This is a genomic window from Pseudofulvibacter geojedonensis (assembly GCF_042675745.1).
GTDB classification, from domain to species: domain Bacteria; phylum Bacteroidota; class Bacteroidia; order Flavobacteriales; family Flavobacteriaceae; genus Pseudofulvibacter; species Pseudofulvibacter geojedonensis.
In genome coordinates, this window is the sequence record NZ_JBHTJM010000001.1 from 39,710 (window position 1) to 56,962 (window position 17,253).

General features: G+C 31.3%; 14 protein-coding genes. 5 read left to right on the forward strand and 9 right to left on the reverse strand.

All coding sequences use genetic code 11. The features are described from left to right. The first annotated feature begins 13 nt into the window (after positions 1 to 13). Together ACFQ1O_RS00180 and ACFQ1O_RS00185 are read left to right on the forward strand one after the other, a co-directional pair. Positions 14 to 826, forward strand: coding sequence for a prohibitin family protein (locus ACFQ1O_RS00180; RefSeq protein WP_377712058.1), 813 nt, complete (start codon positions 14 to 16; stop codon positions 824 to 826). A gap of 161 nt (positions 827 to 987) precedes the next feature. Continuing rightward, on the forward strand, positions 988 to 5,067 hold the full coding sequence (locus ACFQ1O_RS00185) for a LamG-like jellyroll fold domain-containing protein (RefSeq protein ID WP_377712060.1): 4,080 nt from the start codon (positions 988 to 990) through the stop codon (positions 5,065 to 5,067). Between the two features lie 48 nt (positions 5,068 to 5,115). Here ACFQ1O_RS00185 and ACFQ1O_RS00190 read toward each other — a convergent pair whose 3' ends face one another. Continuing rightward, positions 5,116 to 5,532, reverse strand: a complete 417-nt coding sequence (locus ACFQ1O_RS00190; RefSeq protein ID WP_377712062.1) for a thiol-disulfide oxidoreductase DCC family protein — start codon at positions 5,530 to 5,532, stop codon at positions 5,116 to 5,118. Beyond that, complete coding sequence (locus ACFQ1O_RS00195) at positions 5,532 to 7,700, reverse strand: endonuclease MutS2 (RefSeq protein ID WP_377712064.1); 2,169 nt, start codon at positions 7,698 to 7,700, stop codon at positions 5,532 to 5,534. The genes ACFQ1O_RS00190 and ACFQ1O_RS00195 overlap by 1 nt, the downstream gene beginning before the upstream one ends. Positions 7,701 to 7,745: 45 nt before the next feature. Between ACFQ1O_RS00195 and ACFQ1O_RS00200 the strand changes: the two genes are divergently transcribed. Both ACFQ1O_RS00200 and ACFQ1O_RS00205 read left to right on the forward strand, forming a co-directional pair. Continuing rightward, a complete protein-coding gene (locus ACFQ1O_RS00200) occupies positions 7,746 to 8,420 on the forward strand; it encodes a uracil-DNA glycosylase (protein ID WP_377712066.1) in 675 nt (224 codons plus the stop codon). An 83-nt stretch (positions 8,421 to 8,503) separates the two neighbouring features. Further along, positions 8,504 to 8,695, forward strand: coding sequence for a cold-shock protein (locus ACFQ1O_RS00205; RefSeq protein WP_377712068.1), 192 nt, complete (start codon positions 8,504 to 8,506; stop codon positions 8,693 to 8,695). Between the two features lie 52 nt (positions 8,696 to 8,747). On the opposite strand, the gene ACFQ1O_RS00210 is transcribed toward ACFQ1O_RS00205, so the two are convergent. The 5 genes from ACFQ1O_RS00210 to ACFQ1O_RS00230 all read right to left on the reverse strand — a co-directional run bounded on the left by ACFQ1O_RS00210 (position 8,748) and on the right by ACFQ1O_RS00230 (position 12,877). Continuing rightward, positions 8,748 to 9,602, reverse strand: a complete 855-nt coding sequence (locus tag ACFQ1O_RS00210) for a substrate-binding domain-containing protein (RefSeq protein ID WP_377712070.1) — start codon at positions 9,600 to 9,602, stop codon at positions 8,748 to 8,750. Position 9,603: 1 nt separating this feature from the next. Then, positions 9,604 to 10,473, reverse strand: a complete 870-nt coding sequence (locus ACFQ1O_RS00215) for a nucleoside phosphorylase (RefSeq protein ID WP_377712072.1) — start codon at positions 10,471 to 10,473, stop codon at positions 9,604 to 9,606. Between the two features lie 30 nt (positions 10,474 to 10,503). Next, entirely contained in the window at positions 10,504 to 11,433 is a 930-nt protein-coding gene (locus ACFQ1O_RS00220) for a DUF1835 domain-containing protein (RefSeq protein WP_377712074.1), read from the reverse strand. A gap of 138 nt (positions 11,434 to 11,571) precedes the next feature. Continuing rightward, positions 11,572 to 11,895, reverse strand: coding sequence for a translation initiation factor (locus ACFQ1O_RS00225; RefSeq protein ID WP_377712076.1), 324 nt, complete (start codon positions 11,893 to 11,895; stop codon positions 11,572 to 11,574). A gap of 31 nt (positions 11,896 to 11,926) precedes the next feature. Then, positions 11,927 to 12,877 carry an isopenicillin N synthase family dioxygenase gene (locus tag ACFQ1O_RS00230; RefSeq protein WP_377712078.1) on the reverse strand — a complete coding sequence of 317 codons (951 nt, stop codon included), beginning with the start codon at positions 12,875 to 12,877 and terminating at the stop codon, positions 11,927 to 11,929. A gap of 194 nt (positions 12,878 to 13,071) precedes the next feature. Here ACFQ1O_RS00230 and ACFQ1O_RS00235 point away from each other — a divergent pair, with 194 nt between their 5' ends. Continuing rightward, a complete protein-coding gene (locus ACFQ1O_RS00235) occupies positions 13,072 to 15,072 on the forward strand; it encodes an alpha-ketoacid dehydrogenase subunit alpha/beta (protein ID WP_377712080.1) in 2,001 nt (666 codons plus the stop codon). Here the strand turns inward: ACFQ1O_RS00235 and ACFQ1O_RS00240 are convergent. Beyond that, positions 15,061 to 15,756 (reverse strand): pseudouridine synthase, encoded by a 696-nt coding sequence (locus tag ACFQ1O_RS00240; RefSeq protein WP_377712082.1) that lies wholly within the window; start codon positions 15,754 to 15,756, stop codon positions 15,061 to 15,063. The two genes, ACFQ1O_RS00235 and ACFQ1O_RS00240, sit on opposite strands and share 12 nt — an antisense overlap. After that, positions 15,756 to 16,949: a multidrug effflux MFS transporter gene (locus ACFQ1O_RS00245; protein ID WP_377712084.1), complete on the reverse strand. Its 1,194-nt coding sequence runs from the start codon at positions 16,947 to 16,949 to the stop codon at positions 15,756 to 15,758. The genes ACFQ1O_RS00240 and ACFQ1O_RS00245 overlap by 1 nt, the downstream gene beginning before the upstream one ends. Positions 16,950 to 17,253: the final 304 nt, after the last annotated feature.

The window sequence follows — 17,253 nt, forward strand, 5'->3', positions numbered from 1 at the left end:
TAAATATATAGAGATGGATAAGTTACCAAAGATTGGATTGCCAATTATTTTTGCAGTTGTGTTTATAATATTTTTATTATTTAAAACAGCTGTTACTATTGATGCTGGTAAAGCAGGAGTAATGTTTAAGCGTTTTGGGGGTGGAGTAGATACTTCAACAACATATGGTGAAGGATTTCATATTGTAGCTCCTTGGAATGATATGATTGAATACAAGATACGTCAACAATCAATTTCAGATAAAATGAGTGTTTTATCTGTTAATGGATTAGAGGTTGATGTTGATGGAACAGTTTGGTTTCAGCCTAAAGCAGATATGTTAGGTAAACTGCATCAAGAAAAGGGAAGAGATTATATTAGTACTATTTTAATGCCAGCAATTAGTGCAGCAGCAAGAAGCGTTGTTGGTCGTTATACTCCTGAGCAGTTATATTCTTCTAAAAGAGATGTAATACAAAATGAAATACTTGAAGAAGTTAGAAGAGAGGTAAAGGACCAATACATACAGGTAAATAGAGTGTTAGTACAAGATGTTACTTTGCCATCTAAAATTAAAGATGCTATTGAACGTAAACTAAAAGAAGAGCAAGAGTTTTTAGAATACGAATTTAAATTGCAAAAGGCAAGAAAAGAAGCCGAAAGACAACGTATAGATGCTGAGGGTAAAGCTGCAGCTAATAAAATTTTAAGTGCTTCTTTAACAGATAAAATTTTACAAGAAAAAGGTATTGAAGCTACTTTAGAATTATCGCAGTCACAAAATAGTAAGGTAGTATTAATTGGATCTGGAAAATCTGGAATGCCAATTATTTTAGGAAATCAATAAAAATTATCAAATACTCAGTATTTCAAAAGCCATTAAATTTATTTTAATGGCTTTTTTAGTGATATTTTTTAATACACTAAAAACGAAACATTTTGTATAAAAAAAGAAAAAATAAGTATCCTAAATAGTTATTTTTGAGCAACCTAAAATTTATCCAACTTATGAAAAACCAACTTATGGTATTAACAACCGTGTTGTTAATATTGTTTTCAAGTAATATAATTGCCCAAAATAAAAGGCAATATGTTCCAAAACCAAAATACAAATCACTATTTAAAACAATACCAATAGTTTCAGAAGAAGATCCAGAATGGGTTAAGTTACTATATTCCGATTCTCCTAACTATAAAGAAATATCAGCAGCTTTTTCTAAATATTACAAAACACAACTATTCAAGAAAAATACACATACACAAAACTTTAAGTATTTTAGTAGAATAGTAAAAAATCAAGACTATTTATTAGAAAATGGAGATGTTTATATACCAACGGTAGCTGAGGAAAATTTAAGAAAAGAAAGGGTTTTACAATCTAGAAATTCTTCAAGTTCAATCAATTCTAATGCCTGGGTTACTATTGGTCCATTCACAACATTTAACTCTGGAGGAGCAACACAAAAATCATCTCAGGTTAATGCCTATACGTTCAGTCAATCTATATCTAACCCGAATGTACTATTTGTTGGAACAGAAACCTCTGGTGTATACAAATCTATCGATAAAGGGTTGCATTGGAGTTCAGTAGGAGATCAAGTATTTAATGATGGTGGAGTAGGAGTTGTAGAGATAGATCCTACCAATGAAAATATAGTTTATGTTGGAGCTGGAAGTAAACTATACAAGACTCTAGATGGCGGAACTACCTGGTCTACATTGTTAAATATCAGTCAACTAGATACTCACGCAATAACAATTAACCCTAATAACCCTAATATTGTTTTAATAGCAGGAAATAAAGGACTTAGAAGGAGTACAGATGGTGGGACTACATGGACTACTATTTATACAGATTGGTGTGGAGATATTCAATTAAAAACTGATAATCCGAATACTGTTTTTCTTGTGAAAAGTAACCCTGTAAAAAATATATCTGAATTCTTTAAGTCTATAGATGGTGGAGTAACATTTTCACTTAAAGGTAACGGTTGGTTTTCACCAATTGGTGGGGTAGCACTATCTGATGGAGGAGCTAGAATAGGCGTTACTAATGCAGATGCTAATAGAGTATATGTTATCTTGCTTGGAAATGAAAATGATTCAGTAGATGACAATAATTATATTGGTATTTACAGAAGTGATGATGCGGGAGAATCATGGTCTACTCCGTATGATGGAGATAACGATGGGAACCCAGACAATGAACCTGGTGGACCTTATAGCGAAGATCATTGGTGTTTTACACATTTTGGGGTAACTACAACTGGTTATGACCAAGGTTTTTATGACCTTGCTATTGGTGTTTCAGATACCAATCCAGATCACCTTATGGTTGGCTCTTTAAATTTATTTAAATCCGAAGATGGAGGAAAAAGATATACCAGATGGGGAGGCTATGGTTGTACAGGTTGTTCTCCTGGTTACAGGCACCCAGATATTCAAGACATAGAATTTAATGGGGCAGATGTTTGGGTTTGTAGTGATGGTGGTATAGATTATTACGATGGTAATTTAAATTTTATTGAGTCTAGAAATACAGGAGTAAATGGATCTGCTTATTGGGGGTTCGACCAAGGCTGGAATTTTGACGTTTTAGTAGGGGGTAGATATCATAATGGTAATGCAGCATATTACCAAACTTACGGGACAGGAAACTTTTTGTCTTTAGGTGGTGGTGAATCTGCAACAGGATATGTAAATAAAGGAGAAAACAGAAAAGTTTTTCACAGTGACATTTCTGGAAATGAAATACCAGATGTAATCACTGGTGCAATTACAAATATTCCTGGTTACTCATTATATCCTAACGAGCATTATGTTTACTCAAGAAGAAGCGAAGTTACAAACGATCCAAGATATTGGAATATATTATACTTAGGTAAGGATAACAAATTATGGAAAAGTACCAATAGTGGTAAATCTTTTTCTGTGGTTAAAACATTCGGATCAACAGATACAGATTTTGTAAAAGCTATTGAAGTTTCTAGAAAAGACCCCAATATTATTTTTGTTACTCAAAATGTAGGTAACAGTGGTAAACTATGGAAAAGTATAGATGGAGGCACAAATTGGACAGACGTTACCATACCAGCGAATCATCAAACAATGTATTTGTCTTTAAATACCGAAAATGAATTGTTTTTAGCTTTAAATAACGGTTATAACAATACTAATAAAGTTTTTAAATCTATAGACTTAGGTGCTACTTGGACTAACTTAAGTACTCCGGCCCTAGATGGAGAATGGATAGAGAACATTCAAGTACAAAACGGTACAGACGGAGGAGTTTATTTAACTTCTAACAAAACAATTTGGTACAGAAATAATTCTCATAGTGATTGGCAATTATTTTCAAATGGTTTACCAATACATTTTAGAATTACCAAAATATTACCTTTCTATAGAGACGGAAAAATTAGAATTGCTGGTAATCGAGGGATATGGGAAAGAAATTTGTTTGAAATATCCGAACCTAAAGCGCAACCTATGGTGGCTACAAAAAATGTACATTGTAGTAGAGAAGAGGTTCAGTTTGAAGACTTTTCAATATTAAATCATGCCGGAGCTACTTGGCAGTGGCAATTTCCGGGAGCTACAACGGTTTCGTCTACATCGGTAAGAAATCCAAGTGTTACCTATGCAAACTCTGGAACATATGATGTAACACTTACTATAACAGATGGAAACGGAAAAACTGACACGAAAACTGTTACACAAATGATTTCAGTAGGCGAAAACTACTGTTCGCCAGAACCAAACCCAGAACAAGCACTTCAATGCTCAGAAAATAACCATTATGCCATTAACAGTACGATTAATTTAACAAATATTACAAATTTTAGCTGTACAGCTTGGGTGAAACCTAATGGAATACAACCAGATTATTCAGCAATTTTTAGTTTGTCATCAGGTAATAATGGTCCAAACAAAAATGCATTAAACTTTAGAGAAGGAAACAATACCCTCGGTATACATTGGAATAATGGTTATTGGTGGTGGGATAGTAATTTAGTTGTACCAGAAAACGAATGGTCGTATGTTGCTATTACCGTAACTCCCACAACTATAAGTTTATATGTAAACGAGCAAAAGCACACGTGGAATATTAATTCAGTACCTTTTGATTTGAACCAAATAATTCTGGGGAGTTATTATGGTTGGCAGTCTAGAAATTTTAAAGGTCAACTAGAAGAAGTTACTTTTTGGAAAAAAACGTTATCAGATCAAGAAGTAAAATTATCAAGACATTTAACCAAAAGTGATGTTAGTAATCCTGATTTAATAGCTTACTATCAATTTAACCATAACAGTAATGGAAAAGTATATGATAAAAAAGGAACTAGTGATTTAGTTTTAAACGGCGATACCAATTTAGTAGCTTCAGATGCTCCTGTTGGTCCTGGTACTAGTCAACTCTTAAATGTCACTTCTGGAGGTATTAAAGATTTTAGTTTGGCGAATCTTTCAATGACTTTTCCTTCTAGTGGAAATTATCCAAATGGAGATATAGTTGTTTCAAAAATTAACATATTACCTAGCAATTTACCTGCAACAAATGTTATAGATAATACCTATTGGATAGTTAATAATTATGGTCTAAATACAAATTTCACTCCATTAGAGAGTATTTCGTTTTCTCAAATAGATAATATCGATACTATAAATAGTAATAATATTTTCATGTATAAAAGAGCTAGTAATGCTGGTTTAACTACGAATTGGAATACTGAGGCTATTGGTGCTGATTCTGTAAATACAAATACTGCTATATTTACAAATACAGCTACAATTGATTCTTTTAGTCAGTTTTTTATAGGAAGTGATCAGGCTCTTAGTATAAGTCAAGAACCTAAACAATATTTTAGTGTTTACCCAAACCCTGTTAAGAATGGAGAAGATATATATTTTAAAGGTCTAAAAACTAAGGCTAGATTCATATTATTTGATGGTACAGGAAAAGAGGTTATAAAAACTATAATCGCAAGTACTAGTAAAATACCTATTTCTAACCTTTCAAATGGTATTTATTTCTATACTGTAGAAACCAATCATAATATTTATACAGGAAAGATTTTAATCGATTAATTATAAGTAAGGGATGTTTACAATAAACATCCCTTACTTATTATATTTTTATAAAAATTTAGACTTTAACTCAGGGGTTGGTATTCTACAAGATTCTTCCTTCCCATACCATTTATACCTATTTTTTGCCACATAGTTATAAGCTATATTTCTAATATTTTCTGGAAGAATTAGAAAGAGGTTTATTCCTTTCCATAGCCCTCCAAATTCTTTTATTATTTTAATAGCTGCGGTAGATTTAGTATAATATGCTTCGCCAGGTACGTATAAAATAATGGTATTTAAACTAGTATCTCTGTAACCAATATATTGCTGTATTTCTTGACCTAAATCTGATTGTAATGAAACAAATCGAAAAATATCTTGTTTATCTTTATCTATGACATAGTTAATAGAGTTATTACATAAATTACATACGCCGTCAAAAAGAATTATTTTTTTATTTTTTGGTAGTTGATCTATCATTATTTCATTCGTTGTACTAATTCTAATTGTTCTAATGAGCATTCTGATGTAAAGAATCCGTAATTCACAAAAGCTTTTTTCTTTTCGATTTTATCTAAAGTACCTACAGCTTTACTATCCATTAGTCGAACTCTATCGCCAATCTTTAAAATATGTTTAGGTTTTGGAGGTTGAAGCGCTTCTTTTTTCTTTTCTTCTTTCTTTTGCTCTCTAATAGCAGTTACTTTTTTCTCTACTTCTTTCTTAACTACTGCTTCTTTCTTTTTCTTTACTATTTTCTCTTTTTTAGTTAGTTTTTTACGCTTAGAGTTTTCAACTTCAACTAACTTTAAAAAGTCACCTATTAAACGTTTCTTTTGCTTGTTGTTAAAATAACTTTCTGCCATTTTATCAACTCTTTCACCAAGAGTAAGTAATTTTCTATTAGCATCGTAAAGTTCTTGATAACTTTCTAGTTTATTTTGAATACGTTGGTTAACCTTTTCTAGTTTTTCGGCTTCTAATCGTTTCTTTTCTTCTTCAGTAGATAAATTTTTAGTTGTCTTTTCTAATTTAGATCGTTCCTTTTGTAATCGAGCTATGGTCTTATCAAATCTAACCTTGCCACGTTCAACTTTCTTTTTTGCTTTATTAATTAAACTATATGGTATACCATTTTTTTGAGCAACCTCAAAAGTAAAAGAACTACCTGGTTGCCCCAATGCTAATTGAAAAGTAGGGAGTAGGGTTCTATTATCAAAAGTCATGTTAGCATTCGTCATTGCTGGTAGCTCATCAGCTAAAATTTTTAGATTAGCATAATGAGTTGTGATGATTCCGTAAGCTTCTCTTTCGTAAAAAACTTCTAAAAAAGCTTCTGCTAAAGCACCTCCTAATTCAGGATCTGATCCAGTACCAAATTCATCAATTAAAAACAGTGTGCTATCACTACATTTTTTTAAAAAATGATTCATGTTTTTCAAACGATAACTATAAGTAGATAAATGATTCTCGATAGATTGATTGTCTCCAATATCTGTTAAAACTCTATCGAATAAACACATTTTGCTTCGCTCATGTAGCGGTACCAAAAAACCTGATTGTAACATTACTTGTAACAGACCAATAGTTTTTAAGGTAATACTTTTACCTCCTGCATTCGGTCCAGAAATAACTATTATTCTATTATCGCTATTAAGATCTATTGTTTGAGGGTAAGTTTTTTCTCCTTTTTCTGTATTGTTTAAATAGAGTAAAGGATGGTAAGCATCTCTTAAAAACAGCTCTTTATGAGAACTTATTTCTGGTAGTATTGCATTTAATTTTTGCGCATACTTTGCTTTTGCTGCAATGCAATCTATTTTAGTTAAAAATAATTGATACTCTGTTAATAGCTCTCTATAATCGCGAATAGTTTTTGTTAAGTTTTTTAAAACTTTTATAATCTCATCACGTTCCTGATATGTTAAATCTTGTAATTCGCGAGTTAATTGCAAAGTAGCCTGTGGTTCTATATAAACTATACTACCTGTTTTAGAACTTCCTAATAGCGAGCCTTTAACTTTTCTTCTATGCATTGCGGTTACTGCCAATACACGTCTGTTATCTATAACGGTTTCTTTAATATCATCTAAATAGCCTAAATTATTATGATGAGATAATGCAGATACAAAACTCTGATTTATTTTTCCTTGTATTCCTTTTAATTGCCTCCTTATAATGCCCAATTGTTCAGAAGCATCATCTTTTATTTCACCAAAGCGATTAATTACTTTATTAATAGCTTCACTTATAGCTTTTGTATTTAGTATTTGATCACTTGTTTCAAATAAAACAGGGTAATATTCTTTAAATTTTTTAAAGAAAGAGATTAAATCATTACTAGATTCTGCTATTGTTTTAATTTTTCTAAAGCTTGAAATTTCTAAAAAATAATCTTCAATCTTTAAAAAATTTAATTCGTCTGTTATAGATTCAAAAAAATGATTTGGGATGATATTTTCATTTTCAAAAGAACTTAAATATTCATTGGTCTGATTTAGTGCTATTTTAAGTTCTTCTTCATTTAAATAAGGCTTAAGCTTAGAAATTTCATTAGCACCCAATTCTGTTATAGTAAGTTCTGATACTTGTTCTAATACAGTTTGAAATTCTAAATCTTGTAGGGTTTTAGAGCTAATGGTTTTCATTAAACTATTTTACTTTATTTTTGATTTGCAAAAATACATAATATTATGAATGTTAATGCTACTGGTTCATGGAAAGAGTTACTAGAAGAAGAATTTAAGCAACCTTATTTTAAAAAGTTAAGACAGTTTGTAGTTAATGAATATGAGAAGAATACCTGTTACCCTCCAATGAATGAAGTGTTTAACGCTTTTAAGTATTGTGAATTATCCAATTTAAGAGTAGTTATTTTAGGTCAAGATCCTTACCATGGAAAAGGGCAAGCAAATGGCTTGTGTTTTTCTGTAAATAATGGTGTTAAGCACCCTCCATCTTTAGTAAATATTTTAAAAGAGTTAAGCAGTGATTACAATACCATGTATCCTGCTTCAGGAAACTTAGTTCAATGGGCAAAGCAAGGAGTTTTGTTATTAAATGCGACCTTAACTGTAAGAGAAAGTGAAGCTGGAAGTCATCAAAACAAAGGTTGGGAAGAATTTACAGACAATGTTATACAATTAATATCTGATTATAAAGAAGGGGTAGTTTTTTTACTATGGGGTGGATATGCAAAAAAGAAGGCTAAAATTATAGATAAAAATAAGCATGTAGTTCTTACAAGTGGACACCCATCTCCATTAAGTGCTAACAGAGGATACTGGTTTGGAAATCAGCATTTTTCTAAAACAAATACTGTTTTGTTAGAGAATAATAAAGAGACTATAAACTGGAATATAATTTAATTATTTATTTTTTATATAGCTCTGTATTTTGTGTTGAAATAAACACTATCTTGCCGATTCAAATATTTTAATTTTTTATTACAATGACTGGTACAGTTAAATTTTTCAATGAATCAAAAGGATATGGATTCATTACCAATGATGAAACAGGAAAAGATATTTTCGTTCACGTTACTGCGATTGAAGGAGAATCTTTAAATGAAGGAGACAAAGTAGAATACGAAGAAGAAGACGGAAGAAAAGGAATCGTTGCAGCTAACGTTTCTGTATTATAATAAGACTTTTTATTTTACATGGCTATTAAAGCTCGGTATTAACCGAGCTTTTTTATATTTCATAAACCAATTCTTCGTAAGAAGCTTTGCGAGGTATAATATCTAACTCGAGTAATTTATCTTGGATATTATTGACCGTTTTTGGACTTAAATTTTCTTGAGACCACTCTGTTAGGCTCAACCACTCTTGCACATCATCTAATTCTTGATCATATCTATGAGCAATCATTCTATCTATACTAGGAATCATCTTAAACTCTTCTGTAGTGGTGTTTATGATATCTAGTAAGCTTCTTATTTCATCTTCATGCTTTTCTAACACTTCATTTCGTACAGCAATTACAAAACATGGCCAAGGAGTAGGGCAGTAACCAACTGTTCTAAAGATACCTTTGTCTACATATGGTTTTGTGGTAAACTTCTCCCACATAAAATAATCTCCAATACCATTAGGCAACCCATTTACAGCACCTTCTAAATTTTTAATTACTTCGAAGTCTAGATCAGCTTTTGTATCCCAACCATTATTTTCTGCATTAACATAAGCCATTAAATGAGAACCTGATCCGTAACGACTAATAGCTGCTTTTGTTCCTTTTAAATCATCTATTTTTTCGTAATTAGAATTAGCTGCAACATGAATTCCCCATATTAATGGAGTTTGAGTATAAACCTGAATTATTTTACATTCGTTACCATTAATAATATCTCTTATTATCCCTTCGGTAAGTATAACTGCTAAATCTATTTCTTTTTCTCGAAGTGCTTTACACATTTGTCCAGTACCTCCAAAAAAATCATGCCAACGCAAATTAATACCTTCTTTTTGATAAGCTTTATCTCGTAAGGTTAAATACCAAGGAAGATTAAAATGTTCAGGAACGCCTCCAATTTTTAAATTAAGCATTTTAGTCAACTAATTTATCTAAGCAATATACAATTAAATCATTTACAATTTTTTCTGGATTAACAGAAAATTCACCCGTAGCTCTATTGGCTAGTATAGCATTCATAGATACAGCTTTGTGCCCTAATAACTTAGCTAATCCGTAAATACCTGCAGTTTCCATTTCTAAATTAGTAAGTTGTTTGCCATTAAAACTAAAATTAGCTAGTTTTTCATTTAATTCAACATCTTGTACCGCTAACCTAAGTTTACGAGATTGAGGTCCGTAAAAACCAACATTAGTAGCTGTAAAACCATTAATTACCTGATCTGATTTTAATTTATTACCTAAGCTTTCATCAAAAGAAACAACATACGGATCAGACTTTTCCTTAATCCAACCTGTTTGCTCTATTAGAGCATTAGAAATATCTTTGTGTTGTACATGATCACTATTATAAAAATGCAACAGGCTATCAAAACCAACTGCTAATTCAGACATTAAAAATGAATCTACAGGAATACTGTTTTGAAGTGTGCCAGATGTTCCTATTCTAACAATATTCAATGATGTATGCTGTTTTTTAATCGTTCTGCTACTAAAGTCAATATTAACCAGTGCATCTAATTCATTAAATACAATATCAATATTGTCTGTACCAATTCCAGTAGAAATTACTGTTATTCTTTTTCCTTTATAATAACCTGTTTCTGCTTTAAACTCTCTTTTTTGCTTAGAAACTTCTATAGATTCAAAGTGCTGAGTTACATGAGTTACACGATCGGGGTCACCTACAGTAATAATGGTATTAGCTATATCTTCTGGAAGTAAATTTAAATGGTATATACTCCCATCTGGATTGATAATTAATTCAGATTCTGGAATTCGCATTCTCTATAAATTTTAAGGAAAGCGAAAATACTATAATTTTAGAATTTTTCCATCAATTTCATTGTATAAGTAGTTGTATTTTAAACTACCACCAAGGTATGAGTAGTCATTTCTAATTGAAGGGTAAAAGTTTTGTTTTTTTTGATACACATCTATTCCCAAGTCATTTAACTGAAATGGAACATAGCTTTTAAACAATTTCTTTAATTCTTCTATTTTAACTTTGTATTGAATGTCTCCAAATCCATATAAATTCTGATTGCTTAACAAGAAATTTATCAGAGCTTTTTCATTATTAGGATTTTTTGTAAATACTGTATCTAAAATGGTGTTTTCTATTTCGTTTAAACCATTTTTAATAGTAGGAAAACGTTTTAAATGAGCATCTAGTGCTTTATCTAAATATTGAAAAGTAGAAGAAGGAGGGAGGTTTTGTAGCTTTAAAGGAGAGTCTGAGCAGTATAGTTGCCAAATATAATCTGCATACTCTATATCGTCTTTAGATAGTTCTTTTCTTTTTAAAAAGAACTCTTTTAATTCTTCATCTTTCAATTCACTCAAACCTTTTAATTCGTTGTAGTTTGATTCTTTTCCAGAACAAATCAAAGATATTTTTGCCTCTTTTCTATGTTTTTTAATCCAAGATAGAATTGCCAACATGTTAATCTGACAAAATAGATCGTATTCAAACCACAAGACTATTTCATCTTGTGTTTTTTGCTGACACAAACTCCTAAACTCTTTAAGTGTTAAATCTATAAATCGTTGTTTAGTTACTTTATAGGTAGAAGAAAGAAAGTCGAAACGTGATTTCCAAAAATCTTCAGTTCCAACATCAGTAGTTGTTTTTCCTTCACAAAGCATTTCTCTCCAAGTAAATATTTTACCAGGAATATTTAAAGACTCCAGTTTAGATGTGGTAAAGTCTCCATTAGTTATGTGCAAAAGGTTGTTTTTCATAGACTTGGGGCGGTTTCTGTTATTATAAAATTAACGAATTATTTTCTGTTTTAGTGTTAAAATTTATAATTATTATCCACAAAAAAAGAGCTACTCCTCTGTAACTCTTTAAGTTATAATTATATTATTGATAATAATTTAGCCACCCACTCGTTTCACTTTAAACCCCTTATCCTTTAAAAACTCCATTATTTTATCTCGGTAATCTCCTTGAATAATAATTGTATCGTCCTTAAAACTGCCACCTACACTTAACATCTGTTTAATTTCTTTAGCTAATTGCTTAAAGTCTGATGTTGCTCCAGTATAACCATCTATTATAGTAGTTGCTTTTCCTTTTCTTTTTTCATATTTACACAATAAAGGTTCTTCTTGCAACCAAACATTTGACTTTTTGATAACTTCGTCTTCAGATTCTTGATGGTCCGGAAAAAGGTTTTTCAGTTGATCTTTTAAATCCATGAGTTTTTAAGTGTTTAGCTATTACTAATAATTATTTTTTTATCAACCCTAATTCAACTAAACGTTCATGTAAAAATTCACCAGCAGTTATATCTTCAAATTGCTTAGGGTTTTCTGCTGTAATACAATTGTCTAAGCAGTTTAAAGGCATTTCACTAATTGGATGCATAAAGAAAGGGATAGAATATCTAGAGGTTCCCCATAATTCTTTTGGAGGATTTACTACTCTATGTATAGTTGATTTTAATCGGTTATTAGAATGTCTAGACAACATATCTCCAACATTAATCATTAATTCATCTGGTTGCGCAATTGCATCATGCCAATTACCTTCATGATCTTGTACCTGCAAACCTTTACCATGAGCGCCCATTAACAGGGTTATTAAGTTAATGTCTCCATGAGCTGCTGCACGAACTGCATTCTTAGGTTCTTCTTTAATAGGTGGGTAGTGTATAGGTCTTAATATACTATTTCCGTTATGAATATAGTTGTCAAAATACGTTTCTTCTAAATTTAAGAATAAGGCTAAAGCACGTAAAACATACTTTCCTGTCTTTTCTAACATTTGGTAAGTTTCTTTACCAACTTCGTTAAACTTAGGCAATTCACTAACTGTAACATTAGCAGGATATTCTGCTTCTAATTTGGGATTATCATCTACATACTGCCCAAAATGCCAAAACTCTTTTAGATCACCTTCTTTTTTTCCTTTAGCAGATTCTTTTCCAAAAGAAACATAACCTCTTTGTCCACCAATACCAGGTATTTCATACGATTGCTTAGTTTTTACTGGTAATTCAAAAAAGTTTTTAATTTCTTTATACAGGTTTTCAACTAATTCGTCACTTAAAAAGTGGCCTTTTAAAGCAACAAAACCAATATCTTCGTAAGCTTTTCCTATTTCGTTAACGAACTTTTGTTTTCTTGATTCATCTCCAGATATAAAATCTGATAAGTCTACACTAGGTATTTTTTGCATTTCTAATAAATTCTAAATAGTTAATAACTTTTCTAAAGTAAAACACTTGAAGCTTCAAAAGTATGAAAAAACAAGTAGTTAATCGACAAATGCTCCCTATAGAGTTATTAACAATTACAAAAAATATAACCTGATACTTTGTAAATGTTATTTTTTTCTACACTTTTGATATATTCAAAAATTATTTAAAAAGAATGATGATTACAGAAAAAACCCCAATTATATTTGATAAAAAAGGATTAAGTAGCGAAAAACTTTTAGACCTTTATAAAGCAATGCTTAAACCTAGAATGATAGAAGAGAAGATGCTTATTTTGTTGAGACAAGGTAAAATATCTAAATGGTTTTCTGGTATCGGTCAAGAGGCAATTTCTGTAGGAGTTACCTCAGTTTTAAATAAAGAAGAGTATATTTTACCTATGCACCGTAATTTGGGGGTTTTTACTACAAGAGAAATACCTCTTTACAGACTGTTCTCGCAATGGCAAGGAAAGGCTAATGGTTTCACAAAAGGTCGTGATAGAAGTTTTCATTTTGGAACTCAAGAATATAAAATTGTTGGAATGATTTCTCATTTAGGCCCACAATTTGGTTTGGCAGATGGTATTGCCTTAGGTAATTTATTAAAGAATAATAAACAAGTTTGTGCAGTGTTTACTGGAGATGGTGGAACTTCTGAAGGTGATATACATGAAGCTTTAAATGTTGCTTCTGTATGGAGTTTACCTGTTTTATTTTGTATAGAAAATAATGGTTACGGCTTGTCTACACCAGTAAATGAACAATTTAATTGCAAAGATTTAGCAGATAGAGGTAAAGGATACGGTATGGAAGCTCATATTATAGATGGAAACAATGTTGTTGAAGTTTATAATAAGGTAAGTGAGTTAGTTGAAAGTATGAGAGAGAATCCAAGACCTGTATTGTTAGAATTTAAAACTTTTAGAATGCGTGGGCACGAAGAAGCAAGTGGTACCAAGTACGTACCGCAAGAGCTTATGGACGCTTGGGCTGTAAAAGATCCGATAGAAAACTTTAAAAATTATTTACAAACTGAAGGTATTTTAACCGAAGCTAAAGAAGTAGAATTAAGAGCTGAATTTAAGCAAGAAATAGACGATAACTTAAAGCTTGCTTTTGATGAACCTAATATTGAACCTGATTTAAGCATTGAGTTAAATGATGTGTTCCAAAACACAGCATATCAGCATATTGATAAGAACAACGAAGTAAAAAACATTCGTTTGGTTGATGCTGTTTCTGAAGGTTTAAAACAATCTATGGAGCGTCATGACAATTTAATCATCATGGGGCAAGATGTTGCAGAATACGGTGGTGTTTTTAAGATAACAGATGGGTTTGTAGATGCTTTCGGAAAAGAAAGAGTTCGTAATACACCTATATGCGAATCGGCTATCGTTTCTGCTGCTTATGGCTTGTCTGTTACAGGTATGAAAGCAGTTATGGAAATGCAGTTTGCTGATTTTGTTTCTTCTGGTTTCAATCCAATAGTAAATCTACTGGCAAAGTCTCATTACCGTTGGGGGCAAAATGCAGATGTTGTTGTGCGAATGCCTTGTGGAGCCGGTGTAGGAGCAGGGCCTTTCCATAGTCAAACAAACGAGGCTTGGTTTACTACAACTCCAGGTTTAAAAGTAGTTTACCCAGCATTTCCAGTAGATGCAAAAGGTTTATTGGCTAGTTCTATAAACGATCCTAATCCAGTTTTATTCTTCGAGCACAAGGCTTTGTATAGAAGTATTTATCAAGATGTACCTACAAATTATTATACACTTCCTTTAGGGAAAGCGAGTTTGTTACAAGAAGGTAAAGATATTACTATTATTACTTTCGGAGCAGGAGTACATTGGGCGTTAGAAACTTTAAAAAACAATTCTGACATTTCAGCAGATTTAATCGATTTACGTAGCTTAGTTCCGTTAGATAAAGAAGCTATTTTTAATTCTGTTAAAAAGACTGGAAAAGCAATTATTTTACAAGAAGATACTACTTTTGGAGGGTTTGGATCTGATTTATCTGCTTTAATTATGGAAAATTGTTTTGAGCAATTAGATGGACCAGTAAGAAGAGTATCTAGTTTAGAAACTCCAATACCATTCTTACCAGCTTTAGAAAAGCAATACTTACCAAAAGACAGGTTTGAGCAAGAGTTGAAAGATTTATTAGCTTATTAAATTATTAAGTAACATATTACTGGTAAATAACCAGTGTTCAGGGAAATCAGCTGTAATTAGCTGATTTTTTTGTGTATATGGATGTATAAAAGCCAATTCTTTAGCATGTAAAAACAGCTTATCCGACTTTATTTGATCCATAAACATACGGTTATGAAAACGATCTCCGTATTTAGGATCGCCAATTAATGGGTGACTAATTTTATTCATATGAATACGCAATTGATGCAATCTTCCAGTTTTTGGTTCTAACTTAACTAAGCTATAGCGAGAAGTAGGATAGGGGCCTACTGCTACCTTAATTTCAAAGGTTTTTAAACAAGTATAATGAGTTAAAGCTTCTTTATACACCAATGCATCTCTTCCTTTAACAGGTGTATCTATTATTCCTTTTTCAGGAATAAATCCTCGTACCAAACCGTAATAAATTTTCTGTATGGAGTTACTCGTAAATAATGTTTGAAAAGCCGAAACATATTGCTTTTCTTTAGCAAAGACAACCAAACCAGATGTTTTTCTGTCTAAACGATGTACCGGATAGAAGGGAAGTTGGTATTTATCGAAAAGTAATTGTACTAATGATTTTTCATCTTGTTGGTTTTTAGCCATTGTAGAATGATGAACTAATACATTATTTGGCTTATTGACAATAAGTATGTAATCGTCTTCAAAACAAATCTGCATTATACTTTCTGATTTTTGATACTTAAAAACAATAGTAAACCTAAGCTACTACAAATAGCAAAACCAATAAACATAGGTAGTGCTGTTTTATCAATAAAACTACCTATAAAAGTAGCTAAAGGAACAGAAAAAAGTGTTGCCACAAAACCCGTTACGGCTGCTCCAATACCTGCTATATGACCAATAGGTTGCATCATTAAAGCTCTTAGGTTTCCAAAAATAAAACCTAAACAAAAGAACTGTAAACCAAAAAAGCTTAACATAATTTCAACAGATGGATTTTCTGAATTAAAAAACAAGAATACATAGGTTGTAGAAACCAAAACATATCCTATTAATGCATAAAAAAGTAGTTTTTTCATACCATATTTCATTACTAACTGTCCGTTAATAAACGTTGCTCCACCAACTGTTAATGCCAATGATGCAAATATATAAGCAAACTCATCTACTAAACCATATTGAATTTGAAAAACCTGTTGAGATGCACTTAAATACACCATAAAAGACCCTGTAATTAAAGCAGAAATAATAGTACAAATAGTTGTTTGCTTAAAGCTAAAGGTTTGCAAAATACCATTAGTAAATACCTGTAAATTAAAAGGCAATCTATCTTTTTCTTTTAAAGTTTCTGGCTGACGGATAGCAAACCAAACAGCCACCAAAACAACAAATACCAATTGAGACGAGAAAATAGCTTGCCAAGAATAATGGTTTAATATAATTTGACCCAATGCAGGAGCTACTGTTGGAACAATAATGAATATAACAGTAACAAAAGACATTATCTTTGCCATATAATCACCTTCATAAGAATCTCTGATGATTGATATACTAATAGTTCTTGGAGAAGAAAGAGCAATACCTTGTAAAATTCTACCAAAGAGCATCATTTCTAATGACTTTGAGTATATGCAAACAATACTAGCTAATACAAATAAAATTAAACCAATATAGACTATATTCTTACGCCCATAAGTATCAGATAATGGACCAAAAAATAACTGTCCAACTCCTAAACCAAGAAAGATCATAGTTACTAATAATTGACCATCAGTATCACTTCTATAACCAATGCTCAAACCAATCTGACTAAGTGCTGGTAATAAAGCATCTATAGATAAAGCCACTAATGCCATTAGTGAAGCCATCAATGCAACAAATTCTAGTTGAGATGTTTTTTTATTCTGCATTGTGCAAAAATAAGTTTAATATATAAGAGGACTGTAGTTAGAATAGAATTAATATTTTCTATTTTACATAATATAAATTATAGTACAAGTGTCAATATTTGTTGTATGTCATTTGTAAGCTATAATTCTATACTATGTAAAATATCCCCGAAACTTCTGTAATTCTTTTTAATATTCAGTACTTGGGTCATTAATATTTCAAATACGCGATTCTCACGGATTAAGATTTTATATATTAATAAGGAAAGTCATTTGTAGCTATAATTTGCCATTATGTAAAATTGCCGCTACCAAACGCTCGATT